This is a genomic window from Dyadobacter luticola, from assembly GCF_005860805.1.
In the GTDB taxonomy this organism is placed as follows: Bacteria; Bacteroidota; Bacteroidia; order Cytophagales; family Spirosomataceae; genus Dyadobacter; species Dyadobacter luticola.
Genome location: NZ_VCEJ01000004.1, coordinates 169,084 through 190,566, shown reverse-complemented (window position 1 = coordinate 190,566; position 21,483 = coordinate 169,084). Strand labels below are relative to the sequence as shown.

At 46.6% G+C, this 21,483-nt stretch carries 18 protein-coding genes; 7 read left to right on the top strand and 11 right to left on the bottom strand.

What is annotated here, in order from left to right; translation table 11 throughout:
• The gene (locus FEN17_RS11455; protein WP_229208781.1) at positions 1-1,320 is read left to right on the top strand and encodes an MFS transporter; all 1,320 of its coding nucleotides are present in this window, start codon (positions 1-3) and stop codon (positions 1,318-1,320) included.
• 72 nt (positions 1,321-1,392) lie between these two features.
• Here FEN17_RS11455 and FEN17_RS11450 read toward each other — a convergent pair whose 3' ends face one another.
• From FEN17_RS11450 to FEN17_RS11430, 5 genes are all read right to left on the bottom strand, one after another.
• Positions 1,393-2,268, bottom strand: a complete 876-nt coding sequence (locus tag FEN17_RS11450; RefSeq protein ID WP_138365499.1) for an AraC family transcriptional regulator — start codon at positions 2,266-2,268, stop codon at positions 1,393-1,395.
• Between the two features lie 165 nt (positions 2,269-2,433).
• On the bottom strand, positions 2,434-2,757 hold the full coding sequence (locus FEN17_RS11445; protein WP_138365498.1) for an RNA polymerase sigma factor: 324 nt from the start codon (positions 2,755-2,757) through the stop codon (positions 2,434-2,436).
• 6 nt (positions 2,758-2,763) lie between these two features.
• On the bottom strand, positions 2,764-3,744 hold the full coding sequence (locus FEN17_RS11440) for a dihydrodipicolinate synthase family protein (RefSeq protein WP_138365497.1): 981 nt from the start codon (positions 3,742-3,744) through the stop codon (positions 2,764-2,766).
• A 24-nt stretch (positions 3,745-3,768) separates the two neighbouring features.
• Positions 3,769-5,352, bottom strand: a complete 1,584-nt coding sequence (locus tag FEN17_RS11435) for a sodium:solute symporter family protein (RefSeq protein WP_138365496.1) — start codon at positions 5,350-5,352, stop codon at positions 3,769-3,771.
• Positions 5,353-5,477: 125 nt separating this feature from the next.
• Entirely contained in the window at positions 5,478-6,164 is a 687-nt protein-coding gene (locus FEN17_RS11430; protein WP_229208780.1) for a TVP38/TMEM64 family protein, read from the bottom strand.
• A 107-nt stretch (positions 6,165-6,271) separates the two neighbouring features.
• Between FEN17_RS11430 and FEN17_RS11425 the strand changes: the two genes are divergently transcribed.
• A complete protein-coding gene (locus tag FEN17_RS11425) occupies positions 6,272-7,411 on the top strand; it encodes a cystathionine gamma-synthase (RefSeq protein ID WP_138365495.1) in 1,140 nt (379 codons plus the stop codon).
• Positions 7,412-7,492: 81 nt separating this feature from the next.
• The gene (locus FEN17_RS11420; RefSeq protein WP_138365494.1) at positions 7,493-7,843 is read left to right on the top strand and encodes a DUF3127 domain-containing protein; all 351 of its coding nucleotides are present in this window, start codon (positions 7,493-7,495) and stop codon (positions 7,841-7,843) included.
• Between the two features lie 55 nt (positions 7,844-7,898).
• Here the strand turns inward: FEN17_RS11420 and FEN17_RS11415 are convergent, their stop codons facing one another.
• Positions 7,899-8,552 carry an AlbA family DNA-binding domain-containing protein gene (locus FEN17_RS11415; RefSeq protein ID WP_138365493.1) on the bottom strand — a complete coding sequence of 218 codons (654 nt, stop codon included), beginning with the start codon at positions 8,550-8,552 and terminating at the stop codon, positions 7,899-7,901.
• A gap of 70 nt (positions 8,553-8,622) precedes the next feature.
• Positions 8,623-8,844: a DUF2795 domain-containing protein gene (locus tag FEN17_RS11410; protein ID WP_013927448.1), complete on the bottom strand. Its 222-nt coding sequence runs from the start codon at positions 8,842-8,844 to the stop codon at positions 8,623-8,625.
• 357 nt (positions 8,845-9,201) lie between these two features.
• On the opposite strand from FEN17_RS11410, the gene FEN17_RS11405 reads away from it, so the two are divergent.
• The 4 genes from FEN17_RS11405 (at position 9,202) to FEN17_RS11390 (ending at position 13,507) form a co-directional block, all read left to right on the top strand.
• Entirely contained in the window at positions 9,202-9,930 is a 729-nt protein-coding gene (locus tag FEN17_RS11405) for a copper homeostasis protein CutC (protein WP_138365492.1), read from the top strand.
• Positions 9,931-9,972: 42 nt separating this feature from the next.
• Positions 9,973-12,414: a penicillin acylase family protein gene (locus FEN17_RS11400; protein WP_138365491.1), complete on the top strand. Its 2,442-nt coding sequence runs from the start codon at positions 9,973-9,975 to the stop codon at positions 12,412-12,414.
• An 8-nt stretch (positions 12,415-12,422) separates the two neighbouring features.
• A complete protein-coding gene (locus tag FEN17_RS11395; protein WP_138365490.1) occupies positions 12,423-12,785 on the top strand; it encodes a hypothetical protein in 363 nt (120 codons plus the stop codon).
• Between the two features lie 95 nt (positions 12,786-12,880).
• The gene (locus tag FEN17_RS11390) at positions 12,881-13,507 is read left to right on the top strand and encodes an OmpH/Skp family outer membrane protein (protein WP_138365489.1); all 627 of its coding nucleotides are present in this window, start codon (positions 12,881-12,883) and stop codon (positions 13,505-13,507) included.
• Between the two features lie 53 nt (positions 13,508-13,560).
• Here the strand turns inward: FEN17_RS11390 and porU2 are convergent, their stop codons facing one another.
• From porU2 to FEN17_RS11370, 4 genes are all read right to left on the bottom strand, one after another.
• Entirely contained in the window at positions 13,561-16,902 is a 3,342-nt protein-coding gene (gene porU2, locus FEN17_RS11385) for a putative type IX secretion system sortase PorU2 (RefSeq protein WP_138365488.1), read from the bottom strand.
• Between the two features lie 188 nt (positions 16,903-17,090).
• Entirely contained in the window at positions 17,091-17,843 is a 753-nt protein-coding gene (locus tag FEN17_RS11380) for a succinate dehydrogenase/fumarate reductase iron-sulfur subunit (RefSeq protein ID WP_205748175.1), read from the bottom strand.
• Positions 17,844-17,876: 33 nt separating this feature from the next.
• On the bottom strand, positions 17,877-19,463 hold the full coding sequence (locus tag FEN17_RS11375) for a DUF8728 domain-containing protein (RefSeq protein ID WP_138365486.1): 1,587 nt from the start codon (positions 19,461-19,463) through the stop codon (positions 17,877-17,879).
• A gap of 27 nt (positions 19,464-19,490) precedes the next feature.
• On the bottom strand, positions 19,491-21,479 hold the full coding sequence (locus FEN17_RS11370; RefSeq protein WP_138365485.1) for a fumarate reductase/succinate dehydrogenase flavoprotein subunit: 1,989 nt from the start codon (positions 21,477-21,479) through the stop codon (positions 19,491-19,493).
• Positions 21,480-21,483: the final 4 nt, after the last annotated feature.

The following is a 21,483-nucleotide window of genomic DNA, read 5'->3' as shown; positions in this document are numbered from 1 at the left end:
TTGTCCGAAATCAATTTCGAATTCATGGAGCAGGTTTTACCCAAGAACGACACCGGCTGGCGGTTAAAAGCAATCATTGGCGGCTCAGCCGGAAACCTCGTCGAATGGTACGACTGGTACGCCTACTCCGCGTTTTCCCTCTATTTTGCCCACACCTTTTTTCCGGATTCCAATCCGACCGTCCAGCTGCTTAACACTGCCGGGATCTTCGCCGTCGGTTTTTTAATGCGTCCCATCGGCGGATATGTTTTTGGTAAACTGGCCGATACTAAAGGCCGGAAAGTGGCCATGACATTATCCGTGCTGCTGATGTCTTTTGGCTCGCTTTTGATCGCTTTACTACCTGGTTATAACCGCATTGGCATTGCAGCGCCCGTTATGTTGCTGGTTGCGAGGCTGCTGCAAGGTTTGAGCGTCGGCGGAGAGTATGGTACCTCGGCGACTTATCTCAGTGAAGTTTCTACCGAAAAACGGCGTGGCTTTTTTTCCAGTTTTCAATACGTCACGTTGATCGGCGGACAGTTGATCGCGCTGGGATTGCAGCTGATTTTGCAGAATATCTTCCTGACAGACAAGCAAATGCACGATTGGGGCTGGCGCATTCCATTTGTTTTTGGTGCGGTGTTATCGCTCGTCGCCCTGTACTTACGTGCGCATTTGAATGAAACCGAGGCTTTTCAAACGAAAGATCTGAACGAAAAAAAGAAGGGCTCGCTGCGGGAGTTGATGAAACATCCGAAAGCCGTGCTGGTTGTGATCGGGCTAACACTGGGCGGCACGCTGGCATTTTACACGTACACCACTTACATGCAGAAATTTCTGGTCAACACCGTTGGGTTGACAAAATACCAGTCGACAATCCTGACTTTCTGTTCATTACTGATTTTCGCGCTGCTTCAACCAGTTTTCGGCGCTTTAAGTGATCGGATCGGCAGGAGGCCGCTGCTGATTTCGTTTGGTATTTTGGGTACCATTTGCACTTATCCGCTGCTCACCACCCTCAGCCATACTACCGGAATGTGGCCTGCATTTGGCCTGCTGATGGCAGCCCTCATCATTGTGAGCGGCTATACTTCTATCAATGCGGTTGTCAAAGCCGAGCTCTTTCCGGTGGAAGTCCGCGCGCTCGGGGTGGGTCTGCCCTACTCTTTGACTGTCGCATTGTTTGGTGGAACTGCCGAGTATCTGGCGCTCTGGGCTAAAAATCTTGGTCACGAAAGTTACTACTACTGGTATGTGACTATTTGCATCTTCTTCTCGCTCATTATTTACGTGAGAATGAAAGATACCAAGCACACTTCACTGATCGACAAGGAGTAAGCCGCCTGCTATTCACTTTTTTTATCATCGTCATAAGTAACTAATCGGTGGATCAGCAAATACCAAAGTTCTTCAAACCATAACAGGAGCAGTTTTATACAGATACTTGCGCTTGTATTCCAGCGGCGTCATATCGGTCACTTTCTTGAAATGCCGGTAAAAGTTGGAAACATTGTTGAAACCGCATTCGAAACAAATCACTTCCGTCGCCAGCTTATCCTCGATCAGAAGCCTGCAAGCCTGGCTGATCCGGATCTCCACCAGAAAATCGTTGTAGGTTTTTTTGGTCATCAATTTGAAATACCTGCAAAACGACGTGATCCCGAGGTTCGCAATCGCGGCTACATCCTGCAAGGTGATATCATTCCGGAAATTGGAAAGCGTGTAGGAGTAAATCTTGTTCAGCCGCGCAGTCTCCGTATCATTGGATTTGTAAAATGCGTGAGCCGAAGCAATTGTCTCATAGTCAGCGGCCTCCGCCAATATTTTCAAAATCGAAAGTAATGCGATCAGCCTGTCCAGGTTTTGCGCATTCACGGCTGAGTACATCAGCTGGACGATCTTTTCCTTCGCCTCGCCTTTGATCAAAAGTCCGCGACGGGCCTTTTCATACAATTTCGGGATCTGATAAGCTTCCGGCAGTTGCAGCAGGTCGCTCCCCAGGCAGTTGGGCAAAAAATGAATGATGATAACTTCTACGGAGGTGTTGCTCACACCTTCTTCAACCCGCCAGGTATGCGGCAGGTTTTCACCCATGAGGATCAGCTCACCGTCAGAAAAGTTGCTAATGTTATCGCCGATGAAGCGGACGCCTTTTCCTTTGATGAGATAATGCAGTTCCAGTTCCGGGTGGTAATGCCATACCGTCCCAAAACCTGAATCTTTGTCATGGCGAATACTAAATGAAGTCCGCGTCGAGGTCGGGACTTTGTGGAAATGCGGTTTCATTTTTTTAAGTCAATTCCCGACAGGGTTTAGGATAGAATGTCGGTGCATAACTGCAAAAGGAAATTTCCTGGTTATCTATTCAATTTTACCCCAGAATTTTTAGAAAAATACAATTCTGTCCTGCAAAACTGATAGTTTAATCCAAGTTACAAGATTAAATGTTACTCAATTGCCCTGAAATGAATTGATTTTGTCCAGGTACTGACCCCGCGCAGCAGGATCGGCGTACTTTTTCATCTGGCAAAAAATCTCATTTTTCAGGTTTAAAAAAAGATAGGATTGAAAGCTGCCTTCCGGGTTCAGCTGCACACGATCATTCCAGATCTTGGCAAAAACTTCTTTCGTAATGTTCTCGGCTTCCGTTTCGTCCTTTAAAATAATCGAACAAAACTTGAATGCCGTGACGTGAAAGTGGGAATAAAGCTGGTTAAAAGCAGCTTCGTCTCCCTGGGTAACCTGATACAGAATCTGTTGGTAAGGATAGGTCATGACAGGCTATTTCAATGGTGCAACCAGACTCTTTTTGAAAACATTACTAATACCCAAATCCAGATGGAGCTGCGCTATTTTATCCAGCAACTGGTCGGCGCGCAATTTCAGGTCGTCGGTGAGGACGCCCACATCTCTCCGGGTGTAGGTAGACATCGGAAAACCACGTTTTTGCAGACAATACTTCGCAATGGTAGGATATGCCGAATGCACAATATCCATGGATTCTACGAAAAACCGCTGTACATCAGCCACTTCCTGCTGTTTTGCAGGATCATTGTAGTTATTGCAAATCCAGACAATCAGCTCCGGATAAATATTCCCCTGAATGCAGGATAAACCCGCAGCACCTGCTTCCAGCGAAGCCACGGCATTGACCATATAGGCATCGTAAAGCCCAAACTTATAACCCTCGGCGGCTTGAATGCGTCTTATTACTTCTTCAATATCCAGGCAGGTATCTTTGTGGTAAACAATGCGTCTGGTTTGAACAAGCTCATGCAGGACGGGACTGTTGATCAATCTTTTGTAAGGCACCGGACATTCGTAAAAACCAAGCGGAATGTCATCGGTGAGGCTGATCAGTTCTTTGGCACGCTCGATAAAAACTTCATCTGACTCATCTTCCGCCGCCAATAGACTTGAAATAATGATCACCGCATCCACTCCGGTTTCATATATACGTTTTACAAATGCTGCCTGCTCGGCAATCGGGCCGCCAAATGTGCCCGTAGCCACCACGGGTATCCGGCCGTCCACCTGGTCTACCACGGTTTGCGTCACCAAAAGTCGCTCATCTTCCGTCAGTTCGTACATTTCACTGGAAAGACAATTGGCAAAAAGCCCGGCAGAACCCGCCTCGATATAAATGTCGGTTAATGCACGCAGCCCGTCGTAATCCACTTCTCCCGAATCCAGGAACGGGGTAAGCATGACAGGGATGAAGCCTTTCGGCAACGACTCGGAGCGGGAGGGAGCAGATTTCATGTGTTCAGGTTTTGTAAAGCGTTATTATTTTTTCTCAAAAACGACTTCCTGCCTCTCAGGAACCCGGCCTTTTATTTTTGTCAAAAGCACGCCCACGAGGAAGATGGTCAATGTTCCTACGACCATGATCATATTTTGATGGAGCGGGTTACGCAGGTAGGCATATTCGTCGGGCAGCTGTGACGAGAATGTCATCCAGATGATCACTACAATGCCTATCAATGTGGCTGTGAGCGCCTCGGTGTTGCGGGTACTTTTTGAAATCATACCCAGCAAAAACAGCCCCAGCATTCCACCGGCAAAGATTCCCGACAACATCCACCAAACATCTAGCACACTTTTCACGCCGATCATCGCAATCCCGGTGATCATGCCCAGCAAGCCAAAAACGGTCGTAGCAATGTAAAGCAGCCGCATTGATTGCGCCGAAGTGAGGTCCGACTTCACGTATTTTTGATAAATATCGACCGAAAAAACGGTGGCGGAAGCATTCATTCCTGAGCTGATGGTACTCATAGCGGCAGACATAATCGCGGCGATAATCAGTCCCAGTAAGCCTACGGGCACTTTGTTAACCATGAAATGCGGCATCACCTTATCGCCATAATCGGCGGGGGTTAATGTAGCGGCCAGCTGGGAAACGGCGCCCGCTGCGGCTCCGGGCAGCCTTTCCGCAGCGACCTGCATTTTAATGGCCTGCAAGAGCACCGGATTGCCCTGGTAGTAAGCAAAAAGGCAGGATCCCAGAAGAAAAAACATCAGTGAAACAGGCAAATACAGGTAAACGCACAGCCAAACCGAACTCGCGGCTTCTTTGATGGATGAGGTTGTATGATAGCGCTGCACATAATTTTGGTCCATCCCAAAATTGTTGAGGTTCATGAAAAAACCGTACAGCAACACGACCCAGAACGATGACTGTGTAAAATCCGGCGCAAAGGTGCCGAGACTGAATTTGTCGCCTTCTTTTCCAATGTCGATTATTTTTGTAAAACCTCCATCCACGCCATCTACCACGAGATAAAGGATAATCAACGCACCGATAGTTTTGATCACGCCCTGCGCTACTTCGGTCCAGATCACCGCCTCCATACCGCCCATCACCGTGTAAAGCACAATGCAGATTCCGACCACCACCATAATGGTCGACATCGGGTAGCCGGTCAAAGCTTGCAGACTTAATGCGATGCCAAAAAAAATCGAGCCCATTCTTGCCAGCTGCGTAAGCAAAAAGCAGATCACGGCATACGTCCGGGCCCAGGGGCCAAAGCGGTGTTCAAAATGTGTGTAAGCTGAAACTTCGCCGGAGTTTCTGTAAAAAGGAATAAAATATTTCGTTGCTGCCCAGGCTGAGAAAGGCATTGATAAACTAAAAACAAATGAATTCCAGTTGCTCCCGAAGGCTTTTCCAGGTACACCCAGAAAGGTATTGCTGCTCAGAAATGTGGCATAAATGGAAATTCCGATGGCCCAGCCGGGAATGCTTCCCGAGGCTTTTGTGAACTGTTCGGCGGTGGTATTTTTTCTTGAAAAGTATATCCCGACCCCGACCATACCGATCAGGTAGGCGATTACAATAAGCAGGTCTACGAGGGGTAAGGATTTCATCGAACTTTGGAGGTATTTATAACTTTACCACAAAGAAACAGGATGAAGTCTATGGGTTTGTGTCGTTTTGTGACCTTTTATTGTAGGATATTATCCTACAACCGGCACATTGAACAACATTCGGCTTATGATTCTACTATTTTTTTATCCTTGAAGAAATAACCGATTCCTACGGTGGAAATGACGATTAGGACAATCAAAATAATTTTTGTTGTCAAACCTTCATTCGGGTGTTCGAGGAGGTACCGGATGTCCTGCGCTTCTTTCCCGGCCCACACTGCCAGCACCGTACGTGGGATCATTCCCAAAGTACCGCCAGCCAGCACCTGCTTGAACCTGGCACCGGCCATCGCAAAAAATAAGTTGGTGATCGCGAAAGGGAGCACGGGTGAAAGTTTTGCGAAAAAGATCAGGCGGAGTTCATTTTTATAAAAGCGCCGCAAAAGGTTGCTGACCTGCGGATAGATTTGGATCAGGTAGCTGCGGATCGACTCGGCATGGAGAAAGTGCGCTGATACATATATGATAGCAATTGCACCGAGGTTGAGTCCGAACAACATCGGCAGCGAGCTCCAACCTAAAAAATAACCGTAAACCAGCGCCAGGAATGTCGGGGGTGTTAATGCAGCCGAAGAAGTAATTGTCAAAATGAATGTGATGCCGAGCCACCATTCGAAAGGCAATGTCCGCAGTAACTTTTCATGATTGATAGCCCATGCCGTAAGGATCGACGTGGTGACAAGCGGGACAACCGTCATTAAAATACTCACCACGACCGGTAACGAAATTTTTTTATGCACGGAAGTTTCCAAGGCTGATCAACATTAAACATTTACTCCGGTATGTGGATAACCACTTGTTTCGTCAAAAGGTTTTTGATATTGTTACCTTTTAGTAATCAATTTTCTAGCCACGAATAATGAAATTCGCAACCAAAGCCATACATGCCGGCGTGGAGCCGGATCCTACTACCGGTGCAATCATGACGCCGATTTACCAGACTTCCACCTACGTTCAGGAAAGTCCGGGGAAGCATAAAGGGTATGAATATTCCAGAACACATAACCCTACCAGGACTGCGCTGCAAAATGCTTTGGCCGCTTTGGAAAATGGTAAATTTGGCATTTGCTACGCCTCGGGCCTAGCTGCTACGGATGCCGTTCTGAAATTGTACAGTCCCGGAGACGAAATTATCGCCACGAATGACATTTACGGCGGCTCCTACCGGATTATGAAGCGCATTTACGAGAAATTCGGGCTGGTTTTTCGTTTTGTCGATATGAGTAACCCGGACAATGTGCAGGATGCTATTTCGGAAAAAACAAAAATGGTGTGGATGGAAACACCCACTAATCCGCTGCTGAAAATCATTGACATTGAGCAGATTGCCGGTTTATGTAAAGAAAAAGGAATCCACAGCGTCGTCGACAACACATTTGCATCGCCTTATTTACAAAACCCACTGGATATGGGCGCCGACATCGTCATGCATTCAGTGACCAAATATCTGGGCGGGCATTCGGATACGGTCATGGGCGCCTTGATTACAAATGATGACGAGTTGGCGAAGCAACTGGCTTTTATCCAGAATGCGAGCGGCGCTGTGCCCGGTCCGCAGGATTGTTTTCTGGTATTAAGAGGCATCAAAACATTGCATATCCGCATGCAGCGGCATTGTGAAAATGCTTTGAAAGTAGCGGAGTGGCTGGAACAACATCCCAAAGTCGCCAGAGTGTATTATCCCGGACTGAAATCTCACGCAGGATATGAGCTGGCAAGTCGGCAAATGCGTGGTTTTGGCGGAATGTTATCATTTGAATTGAAAGGAGATATTTACGCCGAAGCAGTGCAAACCATGGAGCGTTTGCAGGTATTTTCCTTGGGCGAATCGCTCGGCGGGGTGGAATCATTGTGCACGCATCCCGCGAGTATGACGCACGCCAGCATTCCCAAAGAAGAGCGCGAAAAAGTGGGTTTGAAAGATACGCTGATCCGTTTGAGTGTGGGTATTGAAGATGTGGACGATCTGATCGAAGACCTGAAACAGGCGATTGGTTAATCGGTTTTCAAGTTGGCATTAAATGTCAAAAAGCTTACTTTTGAAATTGCTTTTTACGACACTCAATAATCGAAATAACGAATGGAATTAACAGGAAAAGTGATCGCTTTGCTGCCCGAGGTACAGGGCCAGGGCAAAAACGGAACATGGCGCAAACAGGAATTCATTCTTGAAATTCCTTCTCAATATCCTAAAAAAGTCTGCATTTCGCTTTGGGGCGATAAAATTGATCAGGCTGATTTGGGCATCAACGACTCGGTGACAGCATCCATCGACATTGAAAGTCGTGAATATAACTCGCGCTGGTACACTGAGGTAAAAGCATGGAAAGTGGAAAAAGGCGGAGGCGGTAATGCGCCGTCAAATTCCGGAAGCGCGCTGCCGCCGGTGACGACATTCACGGAAGATGAATCCGACGATCTTCCATTTTAATCAAAAAAATCCCGGCTTTCGAGTCGGGATTTTTTATATGAGATTTGAAAAGACATTAATTGGATTGATAAGCCATCGACATCGTAAACTTGTCGATCATTTCCTGGGGATGTACTTCCAGCACCCGCGCCAGGACCATGACTACCAGCGTATTCGAAGCGATTTTTCGTGGGATACCCGCTACCGTCGCAAAAAGGTCAACCGTCACCGATTTCTTTTCATCGAGCAGCTTCATCAGTTTTTCCTCTTTATCCCCATATTGAAAACGGATATCCCGCTCTCCACGTCCCCGGCGCATGATTTCCTTCATTTCGCGACTCGCCTGCAATGATTTGTCCTCCACACGAATGTAAGCCTGGCGGTTGCCCGTATCGTCGATCACATAATGTGGTTTATCAATGCTGCGCGGCACGGTGATTATCAGCACATCGCGGTCGGGGCTGACGGGCACGCGTTCTTTTTTGTAGCTGATTTTGGGGAAAATGTACTTGTCGATGGCGCGGGAAAGCGTGAATTCGTCTTCCTCTGCATCTTTGAGGCCTTTGATTGTTTTGTCGTCACCGATCCCGACGAACAATTTGCCGCCACCCGTGTTTGCGAAAGCGACCACTTCGCGGACAATCTTTTCGGGATGATTGGATTTCAATTTGAATTCCGTATGCTCACCCTCACCTTTCTTCACCAATTCTTTCAACAATCGAAGTTCCATTAGTTGAAATGGATAGATTTGTGAAACAATATATGAAAAAAGGACAACACATTTTGTGTCGTCCTTCTATTTAATATTCATCTTCGTTGAAAAAGAAATCGTCTTTGGTGGGGTAATCGGGCCAAATCTCTTCAATGCTTTCATAAGGTTGCCCATCATCTTCCAGCTCCTGTAGGTTTTCAACTACTTCTAACGGAGCTCCTGTTCTGATCGCAAAGTCAATTAGCTCGTCTTTGGTAGCTGGCCAGGGAGCATCTTCAAGGTATGATGCGAGTTCGAGAGTCCAGTACATAATATTTTCGCCTATTAAGAGTTACTTTACTTTTTCTGCAAAAGTAAAAAATTTGACATCTTTTAAAAGCTTAAAGCGAAAAAAAACAAAAATAATTGCCAGACCAAAAAATATAATTTTATTTAACATTTAACTAATTAATTATCAAGTACTTACACTAATCAACCTATAATCAAAGTTTCCGCCGACATCCCCAAACCATATCCGATTTTACGTATCATTTGAAGCGTTACCAGCCGCCTCCGGTTAAGTACTTCCAACATTCCGAAGTAGCTGATGAGCCATTTTTGATCCTGTAAAAATTATTTTCCCAAAGCTGCTTTTCGTAATTTTCGTGCTTAATAACATTCAGAAATCATGACTATTGAAGTTTGTGCTTACTCGCTGGAATCTTGTATCAATGCCCAGGCAGGTGGTGCACGGAGAATTGAACTTTGCGGCGGATTGGGTGAGGGAGGTACTACGCCCAGCGCCGGGTTGATCGAAGTGGTAAGACAGCACATTGAAATTCCTATATATGTCATGATTAGGCCGCGGGGCGGAGATTTTGTCTATGATGTTTTTGAAGAAGAGATCATGCGGAAAGACATAGACCTCGCCAAAAAACGGGGTGCTAATGGTGTAGTACTAGGTATTTTAACCTCTGACGGACAAGTAGATATAGCCAGAACAGCAGCATTGGTCGATTATGCATATCCGATGAAAGTAACTTTCCACCGCGCCTTCGATTTGACGCCCGACCCGCATAAAGCACTCGCAGCCGTCATTGAAACCGGTGCCGAGCGCATTCTTACCTCGGGCCAAATGCCGAGTGCGATCGAAGGAATTTCACTCCTGTCTGAATTATCAAAAGCAGCAGCCGGAAAGATTGAGATCATGGCAGGCGGCGGGGTTAATCCGGGTAATGCAGCTGAATTCGTTTCTGCCGGGATCCACGCACTTCACCTTACCGCCAAGGCTTTTCGTCCGGGCCGGCAAAAATATTTCCCCAAAAACATTTCCATGGCCGGAGAAATACCCGATGAACGCTCGGTGCTGTACAGCGATCTTGCTGTAATTGAAGAAATTGTACAGGTAGTTTCATAAATTGGGGTACCTTATCCGAAGACCACGTCGCACCCTGCCTGTATGAAATTTGTCAAAGCGATCCTTTCCCTCGCCGTTACCATTGGCCTTGCCTATTATTTAAGTTGTCCACTCGGGCCTGCTCCGGCACTGGGGCCTTTTCTGAGCCCATTTACCGGTTTTTGGCAAAATGGTGAGGAAACACTGGACCCGAAAAGTCAGGAGGTACTGGAAGTCGCGGGGCTGAAAGATGAAGTGACGGTACGCTTTGACGATACAGGCGTGCCCCATGTTTTTGCCAAAAATAATTACGACCTTTTTTACACCCAGGGATACCTCACGGCCAAAGACCGCCTCTGGCAAATGGACTTACAAACCCGCGCCGCGGCAGGAAGATTATCTGAAATTTTGGGGAAGGTAACATTGGACATGGACCTCAGGAGCCGACGCCTGGGGATGGGCTACGGCGCTGAGGAAAACCTGAAAGTAGCGATGAGCGATCCGCGCTCGAAAGAAGCCTTGACCGCTTACTCGGCTGGTGTGAATGCCTACATTGAGCAGCTCTCTCCCAAGGATTATCCGGTAGAATTTAAGCTGCTGGGCTACAAACCGGAGCCGTGGAAGCCGATCAATACATTATATATGTTGGAACAAATGACATTGACGCTCACCAGTGCGCCGGATGAGCAGATGATGAGCAGTATTTTGAAAAAATATGGCAAATCTGTTACCAATGATCTTTTTCCGGATTATCCCAAATTGCAGGAAAGCCCGATCATTCCGGCGGGTACCATCTGGGATTTCAAACCGCTGGCTATACCAAAAGCCCCGGTGAAACCCGTACGCAGAGATAGCATTTCCTTTTTACAAAAATCTGGAAGCATTTTAGCAAGAGAGTCGCCCCGCGAAGACGGTATCGGGAGCAACAACTGGGCGATCGGCGCGGAAAAATCTATCACGGGATATCCGATCCTTGCCAACGATCCGCACCTCGATCTGAGCTTACCATCGATCTGGTACCAGATCCAGCTGCATTCGCCCGAATTCAATGTTTATGGGGTCTCACTGCCTGGTGTCCCAAGCGTGATTATTGGTTTTAACCAGAATGTCGCCTGGGGCGTAACTAATGTGGATGCAGATGTGACGGATACTTATAAGATTAAATTTAAGGACAACTCGCGGGAGCAATATTGGCATGATAATCAGTGGAAGCCGACGCGCAACCGTGAAGAAGTTGTTCAGGTAAAGGGCTCACTCACGCCTCGCAAAGAAACGGTGATCTACACGCATCATGGCCCTGTAACAGACTCGGACAGCGGCGCTGCGGTGCCCAATATGGCAGTTCGTTGGATCGGGCACCAGCCAGGCAATAGTTTTATCACATTTTATGAATTGAATAAAGCCAAAAATTACGATGATTATCGCAGCGCGCTCACACATTATCTTGGGCCTGCGCAAAATTTTGTGTTTGCCGATAACAGTAAGAACATTGCGATCACCGTAAATGGAAAACTGCCTTTGAAATACAAGGATCAGGGCAAATTTGTCCTCGACGGCACCAACCCCGCCACCGACTGGCATGGCTGGATTCCCTCGGAGCAAAATCCTTACGTCAGAAATCCGACGCGGGGTTTTGTGAGCAGCGCCAACCAGTCTTCTACGGACACGACCTATCCTTATTATATCAACTGGGTTTTTGCGCCATCCGAGCGGGCAATCAGGATTAATGAGCGGCTACAAGCGATGTCGAATGCAAATGCCGACAGTTTGAGATCCATACAAAATGACAATTATAACGTGCAGGCGCGGACGGTACTTCCGCGGTTACTGGAAATTTTGGAAACCAGTCCCCTGAACTCGGCCCAAAAAGCAGCCAAGATCATGCTCGCCAACTGGAATTATCAGAATAGTCCGGAATCGGTGGCCGCATCGATTTTTGAAGAGTGGATGCCTGCGCTACGTAGCGCTATCTGGAATGATGAGTTCGGCTCTCTGATCATTCCCACCCGCGACCGAACCTTATACCTGATCCTGAAACAACCCAATGAAAAGTGGTTCGACAATGTTAATACACCTGAAAAAGAAACACTGAACACATTGGTTTTCGGCACATTCAAAAGTTCTCTCGACACATTAACTTCACGTCATGGCGCGATGAATGCTTCCTGGGCCTGGTCAAAAGTGAAGGGTACGGAAATTAGGCATCTGAGCCGGAGTTTGAAACCATTTAATTCTAAAATACTTAATACCGGCGGGGGGAGCAGCATTGTGAATGCGATAACCAAACATAAAGGTCCTTCCTGGCGCATGGTGGTGGAACTTGGCCCTACGCCGCGGGCTTATGGCATTTATCCCGGCGGGCAGTCGGGCAATCCCGGAAGTCCGTACTACCTGAATCTTCTGGACAAATGGGAAAAAGGCGAGCTTAACGAGCTGATCTTTCTGAGGTCGCCTGATGAAAGGAATACGCATCTTTCCTCCAAAGTTATCCTCCGAAAAAAATAAGCCCCGCTATGAACATTATCCTGATCGTCATTTTATCGGCCGTACTTCAAGTCTTTGCGCCTTGGTGGGTCGTCGCAATCATTCCTTTTGTAATCCTTTTCTGGCGCCCGGCCTCTGCCTGGGACGCGTTCGGGGCGGGATTTTGGGGAATTGCCTTGCCCTGGCTGGCTTACGGCTACTATCTCCGTTTTGTGTCGGACAGCACCCTGTCCGACCGCGTCGCCGCGATCTTCTCACTTCCGAGCGGCATTTTGCTTTTATTGGTCTCCGGTTTAGTCGGCGGATTGGTCGGTGGATTTGCCGGATTATCAGGTTCTTTTACCAGACAAATATTCCATGGCCACCCGACGGCCGTCTCCACCCGGGCCTGAGCAGCGGGAAAGTTGGTTCTGTCCTTTTCCATTGTACTTAAACACAAATCATTATCTTTGCGGCTCGTTCAAAAAAACCAATAAAACTTAAAAACGTGAACAACAATACTTCCTTAATCTGGAACGTCGTCCTTTCTCTTGCCGTGGCGGTGTTATTCTTTTTACATTTTTCAAGCAAGTCTTCGTCAGACGCAGGAGTTGTTGCAGATGGTGGTGTGGTAGCCGGAAAACGTACGGTTTACGTGCAGGTTGATTCACTGCTGAAAAATTACGAATTCTTTAAGGATACACGTAAAGAGCTGGAAAACAAGAACTTCCAACTTGAAAATGAATTAACAACAAAAGGCCGCTCACTGCAAAATGAAGTTGCATTCTTTCAGCAAAGAGCACAAACAATGACGCCGGAACAAGCTCGTTCTACTGAGGCACAATTGATGAAAAAACAGCAGGACCTGGTTGCTTACCGCGATCAGTCGGCTCAGGCGCTGGGACAGGAAGAGGCTAAGAAAAACGAGGAGCTTTATAAAAACATCCGCGCTTATATCGAGAAGTATAACAAGGAAAATGGTTTCGAATACGTATTGGGCTATTCTTTGGGCGGCGGAATTTTGTTCGCTAACCCATCTCTCGACGTAACCCAGAAAATCCTGGACGGCCTGAACAAGGAATACAAATCAACCGGCAAACCTGCTGCGGCTGATACGACCAAGAAGAAAAACTAATTCATTTTCAGACATAAAAACCGGCTGTCTTCGCAAAAGGCAGCCGGTTTTTTTTATTTCAAAATCACCACTTTACCCGTTTGCGTTTTGATTGGCGCATTTTCCTGGTCATACAAGATGACTTTGTAAGAATACAAACCGGCAGTTTGTCTGTCGGGATACCAGTACCAATCCTTTTTCAGGGACAGGACTGAACTTTCAATGCTCTTATCTTCCACTAAAATTCCCTGCGAGTTGTAAATCAGGTATCTAATAGATTTTAAGTCAACTTTCTTGACAGATTTCAGTTCAAAACGCAGATAAGAAGATGCGGGATTTGGACTTACCACCAGCTCAATGTCCGGTTCTTCTTTTTCATTTATTTCAAAGCGAAGTCGATAAGGTTCGGAAGACGCGTTACCAGCTCTATCCCGGGCATTGACCAAAATCTCATAAATCCCTTTACCCAATTCGCTTTTTAAGCGCAATGTTAAAATGCGGCTACCCGCTGCATCCATGACAATATCACTAGCCGGATAGGCGACTTTTTCAAAATCACAGTCATCGTCCCCGCACTTTTTAATAAAAACGTCGATGAACGAAGTATCCGGAAAAAGCTGGCGATCATCGTTCAATGCAATGTTAATAATTGGATTCGAGCCGATTACTTCATCCTTTTGAAGCAACCGATCGTTAAAAGTCACATCTAGGAGCGGCGGAATGTTATCCTTCACATTCTCATAAGAAAACGTCGTTTTGTCTTTGACCAGATTCCAGTCGATTTCTATTTCAGCGGTGTTATTGTCCTCATTTAACTCGGCGATGGTTCTTTTTGAATCTAATTCACAACGAATCCTTTGAATGTCTTTGGAGTTCAGCAACGTTACCTGCCACTTTGTTTGAGAAGGAAATGATTTCAGCACTTGCTCCTTCACCACATTGCCCTTCTTGCCAAAATAAGTCAACCTTACGGGAACACTCTGCCCACCCACAAACCGTCCCTGGTTTGAAATAGAAATATTGATTTTCAGCGAATTAGAGTTGCCAATCGTTTGATCAGGCGATTGTGAAGATATGGAAATGCTCTGATCCGGATCGACATCATAATCAGGTTTATCAACCGTTACCAGCCGCAATGCGGGATCGCCTTGCAGGACTGACTGATGCACATTGGCAACGCTGAACTCATCCTTAAAATTGGTAACAATTTCCTGGACTAGTGCCTGCTGGATTTTACCAATAGAAAGATCCGTCGTAGCAGGATTCACGAACATGTTGTGATAGAGCTTTTCCAGGTATTTAGACGAAGGCCCGACGAAGCTTTCAAAAGAGTTGGCTATCACGGCAACCGTTCCTCGGTTAGGCGCCAGCAACCAATCCAGCGACAACGGCACCCGATCCGATGAAATTGGTGTTTTGGGCTTAAAATTGAAACGTGCACTAAAAATATCCCCCACGCCGCAACCATTGAAGTACATCATAGGGTATCTGTAAATGTTATTATACCCTCTCGGCGCGTCGGTAATATATCCGAAGTCTAGATCCGTAATATAAGTCGCGCCGTGTCCGAAGTAGGTCATAAGCCCTACGCCTTCATTTACGTCAGCTGTAATGTTCACTGGTTCAGTTTCCATGATTCCTTGCCGCTTGACATATGGTTTCACAGTTCCTCCAATCACACCATCATTCACCATCGGCTCCAATGCTTGCAAAAGTCCTTTTAGCTGCGTTACCTCTTCCGTACTTTTTCCGCCATTCAAATGAAGTATCTTTTTTCGCCAGCCGTAGTCTCCTGCGGTGTTCTGCTCATAATCTTTGACTTTCTGTAAATAATCGAGAACATGTTGGTTGGTTAAACCGGAAAGTCGACCGACAGGTATCGCGGGCACATCCTGGTTCGCCCCGGCCAACCCGGCTACGAGTAGTATATCCGAAGCAGGATAACCAATCGAAGGGACCTGGTCGGGCAGCTCTCTCAGTATTTTTTCATTATAAGTAATCGATTTCCCGATCAGAAACAAATACTTATCCTTCCCACCGTCTCCTAGCATATAAGCCATAAACTGCCTGATCGCCACCGGACTTGGTTCTCCGTAATTAAATTGATTGTAAATGTCCACCACATCGGCTACCATCGGCTTAAAACTTCCGCCCGAAGCCGACGCCCGGTATTTCGCATATTCTTCCGCACCGGAAAGCAGGTTATTCGTTGTAATTATGAAGTAGTTTGCCTCCTTAGGTTCGAGCCGCTTGAATGTGACTTCCCTTATTTTCTCTGGCGCAATGTTATTAATTTCTTTTGTCGCTAAGAGTGTCGACATTTTTCCCGGGAATCGGGGGATCATCAGATTCTGATAAGAGCCCTTTATGACGACCGGGTTATCATTGTCAGATATATCCAAAAATGTAGTTTGGGAGGACACACCTTTAATCTGAACCTTCGTCCAATTAGCGGTACCAGGAACTAACCTAAATTCTTTACTAGCTTTCCCATCCAGTTCGAGATCCTGAGAATATTGAATGGAGTAGTAAGCCAATGAAAACCTGTCGAACTTTTCGATGCTTGTGCTTTTTAAAACAAATACACCTTTGTTATCTTCTCCAACATCCCCGGGTTTTAGTTCGAAAGTGTATTCCGTAGCCGCAAAACCACTATTACTGATAGCGCCTACCAACCGCAAGGATTTTGTATTCCTGCCTAACCTTACCTCAATCTTGCGCTCATTACTATATCTACCGTGTATAAGCAGCTTGACACTAGCCTTCGCAAGTTTATCCGCTACGTGCCTTAATTCGAAATTCTGAATAAGTACACAATCTTTTTTCATCATAGGGCCTGTCTTACTGGCCGCCAGTTCAAAATAACTATTGATCAATTCCTTCTTGACGGCTGATTTTGTGCTTAATGAATATTCTTCATTAAAAACTTTTGTCTGCAATTCCTTATGGATTGTCTGCAACCCCAACTTCGAATCAACAGCCTGGTCCACCACCTTCGCCCTGCTTCCTGCCACATCCCCTACCGTCAAAAAATACGAACCTTCATCCGAGTACATGCTGAAATACGGGTTCAAACGCGAGCTCATCGGTCGGTAAAGCAAGGAATCACTACTGCCATCATTTGGCACACCGTAAAAAACTATTTCATTATTCGTGGTGCTGATGATCGCTACTTCCTTCCCCCGGTGCCAGAGTTGCAGTTTTTCAGGTTTATCGGTTGGGAAAGTTTTAGGGAGCGATGAAAAAGGAACCCGGTGCAGGCCTTTTGCGGTCACGCCTATCTTAATGTAGGGTTGGTCGTAGGCAATCCACTGGTTGGTGTATCCCGCTCCCGATTGGGCCAGGCCGGTTTGCTGAAAAAGTAATGCTGCGGCTAGCCAAATTGAGCGTATAAGAAGTTTGTATGTATAATGCATAAACGTGCTGATCATTGGGAACCAGCAAAATAGAACATTCAAAACGGGTTACCATTTCCGTTTATCCTGCGTCAGGAATCGGTTATCCATCGGTAACACTGGCCTCTTTAAATCTTTTGGTAAAAACACAAAAAACCGTTGCGAGAAGCTCGCAACGGTTTTGAGATTGATATTCCTTAAACTAAAATCTATGCGTTCTGGGACGAGAATTTCGCGCCAATGTATTCGCGGTTCATTCTGGCAATGTTTTCAAGGCTGATTTCTTTCGGACATTCTGCCGAGCAGGCGCCGGTGTTGGTACAAGCTCCAAAACCCTCTGCATCCATTTGGGCGACCATTTTCTCTGCCCGGATACTGCGCTCGGCCTGGCCTTGCGGCAATAATGCGAGCTGGGAAATTTTGGCTGACACAAAAAGCATGGCCGAAGCATTTTTGCAAGCTGCTACGCAAGCCCCGCAACCAATACAAGCTGCTGCGGAAAAAGCATCGTCTGCTGCATCTTTTGGAATCGGCAAACTATTGGCATCTTGCGCGTTACCGGTATTTACTGAAATAAATCCGCCCGCTGAAATGATCCGGTCGAATGCATCGCGATCGACTACTAAATCCTTGATCACCGGGAAAGCCTCGGCGCGCCATGGTTCTACAACAATGGTATCCCCATCATTGAACGACCGCATGTGCAGCTGGCAAGTAGTTACGCCCTTCAAAGGACCGTGCGGCCGCCCGTTGATATACATCGAACACATTCCGCATATACCTTCCCGACAGTCGTGGTCAAATGCCACCGGTTCCTTTCCTTCTTCAATGAGCTGCTCGTTCAACACATCGAACATTTCAAGAAATGACATATCAGGAGATACGTGGTCCAGTTTGTAGTTCTCAAAGCCCCCCGCCGTATCTTTATTACTTTGTCTCCACACTTTGAGAGACAAACTCATATTTCCTTCCATACCTATATCCTTTATCTGAGATTACTTTTTCTTATAAACTAAAAATTCACTATCGTAAGCAAGGTAATTCCTGCCGTATACTTTAAGCTTTTCCACGCTGTCTTTCTGACTGAATGTTTTGGCCAGATCATATTTTTGAGCAAAAACCTTTTGCTCTTCTGGTGTAGCATGACCCAAATCCCATGGCCTGAAAACCACCCAGTTAGGTTCTATATAATTGATCAGCTGCACATACGATTCCGTCTTTAACTTCTTTCTCGCATTGATCACCACCGTATTACACAAGCCCGGATAATCATACATGGTCAATCCTGAATAAAAACCAATGTATCCCAGCGGTTCCAGGAAAACTGTTTCCTTCGGGCTTTTTGATTCATCCTTTAACCAGAGACCGATCTTTTTCCGCAGACCATTTTCGATCACATCCTGCTGCGCGGTCATCTGCATCAATCCTCCGAAATAAACCCAAAGCTGCGCGGCAAGTATAAAACTCAAAACACCTACCGGGAGCCACTGACGGTTTAGATTAACAAAATTTCTGGCCGGCTGCGCCACTGCACACGCAATGCTGATCAGGCAAATCACCATCACCGCCGGAATGTACCAGGGGTAGATCGTCGGTGAAAAAATATTCAGGTACGATGCTACCAGGAATGCTGCGAATGAAAGAAATCTGGCATTCGCATTAACTTTTGGTATAACCCAAAGAAACACGCCCACGTAGGTAATCACTTTCATCACAAACAGCAGCAAAAACGGCCAGCTGTCGTAGTAATAATAAGCCGGAGCGAAGATCCACAAAAACGGTGCCTCGGACGAAACCAGTCCCATAAACACCGACTGGAAATAATGCAGCGTCCGATTGATGATGCTTTCGGCAGTTAATGTAAACCCTTTTGCCAGGATCGTATTCGGGACTGGGTTACCGTAGTACCACCATGCAAAAAGAATCCAAGGCAGATAAAACAGGATACCAATTAGTCCTCCCTGAAAAAACCCTTTGAAATACTCCCACGAGCGGTTTTTAAACAAAAGATAACCTAATAAAAGCGACCCGATATGGATAAAAGCATCCGGCCGGCTCCACATCAGGAATGCAAAGATCAATCCCAGTCTTAAAGGATTTGGCTTGACACTGATAAACAACTCTCTGATCAGCAGTACGATACCCAGCAGCATAAAGGCTGTTTCCATACCATTGATGCTGTAATCAATGCTCTTTTCATCAAAAACCAACGCCAGTGATACGAGCAATGCGGGTAGAAAAGCAGCTTTGATATTGTCAGTAAACAAATCAAAAACCAGCTTCACGACCAGCCCGATCAGTAACATATTAATGACCCGGAATGACCAGATCACGGCTTCATCGTCATGCGTAATGAAATTGAGCAGTGCAGGAACCAGCGTCCCGATCGGGGAAGTGAATGAATGCACGCGCTCATTCATATTAAATGTAAACCCTAATCCCTCCGACAGGTTTTTCGACGCTCTGAATGTAATGTACCAGTCCTCCCAGCGGTGATCGGTATAAACAGCGAAAAACAATGCCGATAGTGTGCCAAGAGCAAAAATGAACCAGGAAAAATATTTTGAACTAGTAAATGCCATATCTGACGATAGAGGTGGATAATCGGACTATTTGTAACTCCTTTGAGCGATTTTAATGTTTTCGTAAACCAGCTCTTCTTTGTGGAGTTCCCATTCTTCTACCCCTTTATGTTCCCAGGCCGATACGAACATGAAATTTTCGTCATCACGCATCGCCTCACCTTCTTCTGTCTGATATTCTTCCCGGAAATGTCCGCCGCAAGATTCGTTTCTTGTCAAAGCGTCGATACACATCAGCTCGCCCAGCTCAATAAAATCCGCAACGCGGTTGGCTTTATCCAGTTCTGGGTTAAAATAAGTAGCATTACCCATCACTTTCACATCAGACCAGAAGTCTTTCCGAAGCTGTCTGATTTCTAGGATCGCTTCTTTCAAACCCTGCTCATTCCGCGCCATACCGCATTTATCCCACATGATTTTGCCCAACCGGCGGTGGAAAACCTCGGGTGATGTTTTTCCCTGAATGGTCAGCAGCTTCTCGATTCTTTCTTTTACCTCACGCTCAGCAGTTACAAAAGCCTCATGATCCGTTGAAATTTTTCCGGTCCTGATTTCGCTGGCCAGATAGGCACCAATCGTATAAGGAATTACAAAATATCCGTCGGCCAGACCTTGCATCAGCGCCGAAGCTCCCAGACGGTTGGCACCGTGATCGGAGAAATTCGCCTCACCCAGAGAGTATAATCCTGGTACCGTGGTCATCAAATTGTAATCAACCCAAAGTCCGCCCATGGTGTAGTGGACCGCCGGATAAATACGCATCGGAACTTCGTAAGGATCCTCGCCGGTGATCTGTTTGTACATATCAAACAGGTTACCGTATTTCTCTTTCACAACCGCTTTTCCCCAGGAAATAATGTCCGCGTCGGAAGCATTGTGAATGTTGTTTTTATTGGCTTCTCCGCGACCGTAACGTTCTACCGCGGCGGCGAAATCCAGGTAAACCGCCAGTTTGGAAGTACCTACGCCGTATCCGGCATCGCAACGCTCCTTCGCTGCACGCGACGCAATGTCACGCGGAACCAGGTTACCGAAGGCAGGATAGCGTCTTTCCAGATAGTAATCGCGCTCTTCTTCCGGGATTTCATTTCCCGGACGGTTATCATTTTTTGCTTTGGGAACCCAGATGCGTCCGTCATTTCTCAATGATTCGGACATCAAAGTCAATTTCGACTGGTGCTCGCCGGAAACCGGGATACAGGTCGGGTGAATTTGTGTGAAGCAAGGGTTTCCAAAAAATGCGCCTTTTTTATGTGCTTTCCAGGCCGCGGTAACATTGCTGCCCATCGCATTGGTAGAAAGGTAAAATACGTTTCCGTATCCGCCGGTGCAAAGCAAAACTGCATGCGCGCCATGTCTTTCCAACTCGCCCGTAATCAGGTTTCTCGCAATAATACCCCGGCATTTACCGTCAATGTTGACGATATCGAGCATTTCGTGGCGGTTATACATTTTCACCGTACCCATACCTACCTGCCGCTGCAAGCCTGAGTAGGCACCCAGCAACAACTGCTGACCGGTTTGGCCTGCCGCATAAAATGTTCTTTGCACCTGCGTACCACCAAAAGAGCGGTTAGACAGCAAGCCGCCGTACTCGCGGGCAAAAGGTACCCCGGCAGCTACACATTGGTCAATGATATTTCCGGAAACTTCGGCCAGGCGGTGCACATTACCTTCTCTTGCACGGTAATCGCCTCCTTTAATCGTATCATAAAAAAGACGGTAGATGGAGTCACCGTCATTCTGGTAATTTTTAGCAGCATTAATACCTCCCTGTGCGGCAATCGAGTGCGCGCGACGTGGAGAATCCTGGAAACAAAAAGCCTTCACTTTATAACCCAGCTCCGCCAATGTAGCAGCAGCCGACGCACCGGCCAGACCGGTCCCAACAACGATAATTTCGAGGCTGCGTTTGTTGGCAGGGTTAACCAGAGGCACTGACGAGCGGTATTTGCTCCATTTAGTTTCTAATGGTCCTTGTGGTATTTTGGCATCCAAACGGGAAGAAGTTGCCATATCA

Coding starts and splice junctions, on each gene's coding strand:
- FEN17_RS11450 (WP_138365499.1), bottom strand. CDS start 2,268: ATGAAACCGCATTTCCACAAAGTCCCGACCTCGACGCGGACTTCATTT.
- FEN17_RS11445 (WP_138365498.1), bottom strand. CDS start 2,757: ATGACCTATCCTTACCAACAGATTCTGTATCAGGTTACCCAGGGAGAC.
- FEN17_RS11440 (WP_138365497.1), bottom strand. CDS start 3,744: ATGAAATCTGCTCCCTCCCGCTCCGAGTCGTTGCCGAAAGGCTTCATC.
- FEN17_RS11435 (WP_138365496.1), bottom strand. CDS start 5,352: ATGAAATCCTTACCCCTCGTAGACCTGCTTATTGTAATCGCCTACCTG.
- FEN17_RS11425 (WP_138365495.1), top strand. CDS start 6,272: ATGAAATTCGCAACCAAAGCCATACATGCCGGCGTGGAGCCGGATCCT.
- FEN17_RS11420 (WP_138365494.1), top strand. CDS start 7,493: ATGGAATTAACAGGAAAAGTGATCGCTTTGCTGCCCGAGGTACAGGGC.
- FEN17_RS11415 (WP_138365493.1), bottom strand. CDS start 8,552: ATGGAACTTCGATTGTTGAAAGAATTGGTGAAGAAAGGTGAGGGTGAG.
- FEN17_RS11410 (WP_013927448.1), bottom strand. CDS start 8,844: ATGTACTGGACTCTCGAACTCGCATCATACCTTGAAGATGCTCCCTGG.
- FEN17_RS11405 (WP_138365492.1), top strand. CDS start 9,202: ATGACTATTGAAGTTTGTGCTTACTCGCTGGAATCTTGTATCAATGCC.
- FEN17_RS11400 (WP_138365491.1), top strand. CDS start 9,973: ATGAAATTTGTCAAAGCGATCCTTTCCCTCGCCGTTACCATTGGCCTT.
- FEN17_RS11395 (WP_138365490.1), top strand. CDS start 12,423: ATGAACATTATCCTGATCGTCATTTTATCGGCCGTACTTCAAGTCTTT.
- porU2 (WP_138365488.1), bottom strand. CDS start 16,902: ATGCATTATACATACAAACTTCTTATACGCTCAATTTGGCTAGCCGCA.
- FEN17_RS11380 (WP_205748175.1), bottom strand. CDS start 17,843: ATGAGTTTGTCTCTCAAAGTGTGGAGACAAAGTAATAAAGATACGGCG.
- FEN17_RS11375 (WP_138365486.1), bottom strand. CDS start 19,463: ATGGCATTTACTAGTTCAAAATATTTTTCCTGGTTCATTTTTGCTCTT.
- FEN17_RS11370 (WP_138365485.1), bottom strand. CDS start 21,479: ATGGCAACTTCTTCCCGTTTGGATGCCAAAATACCACAAGGACCATTA.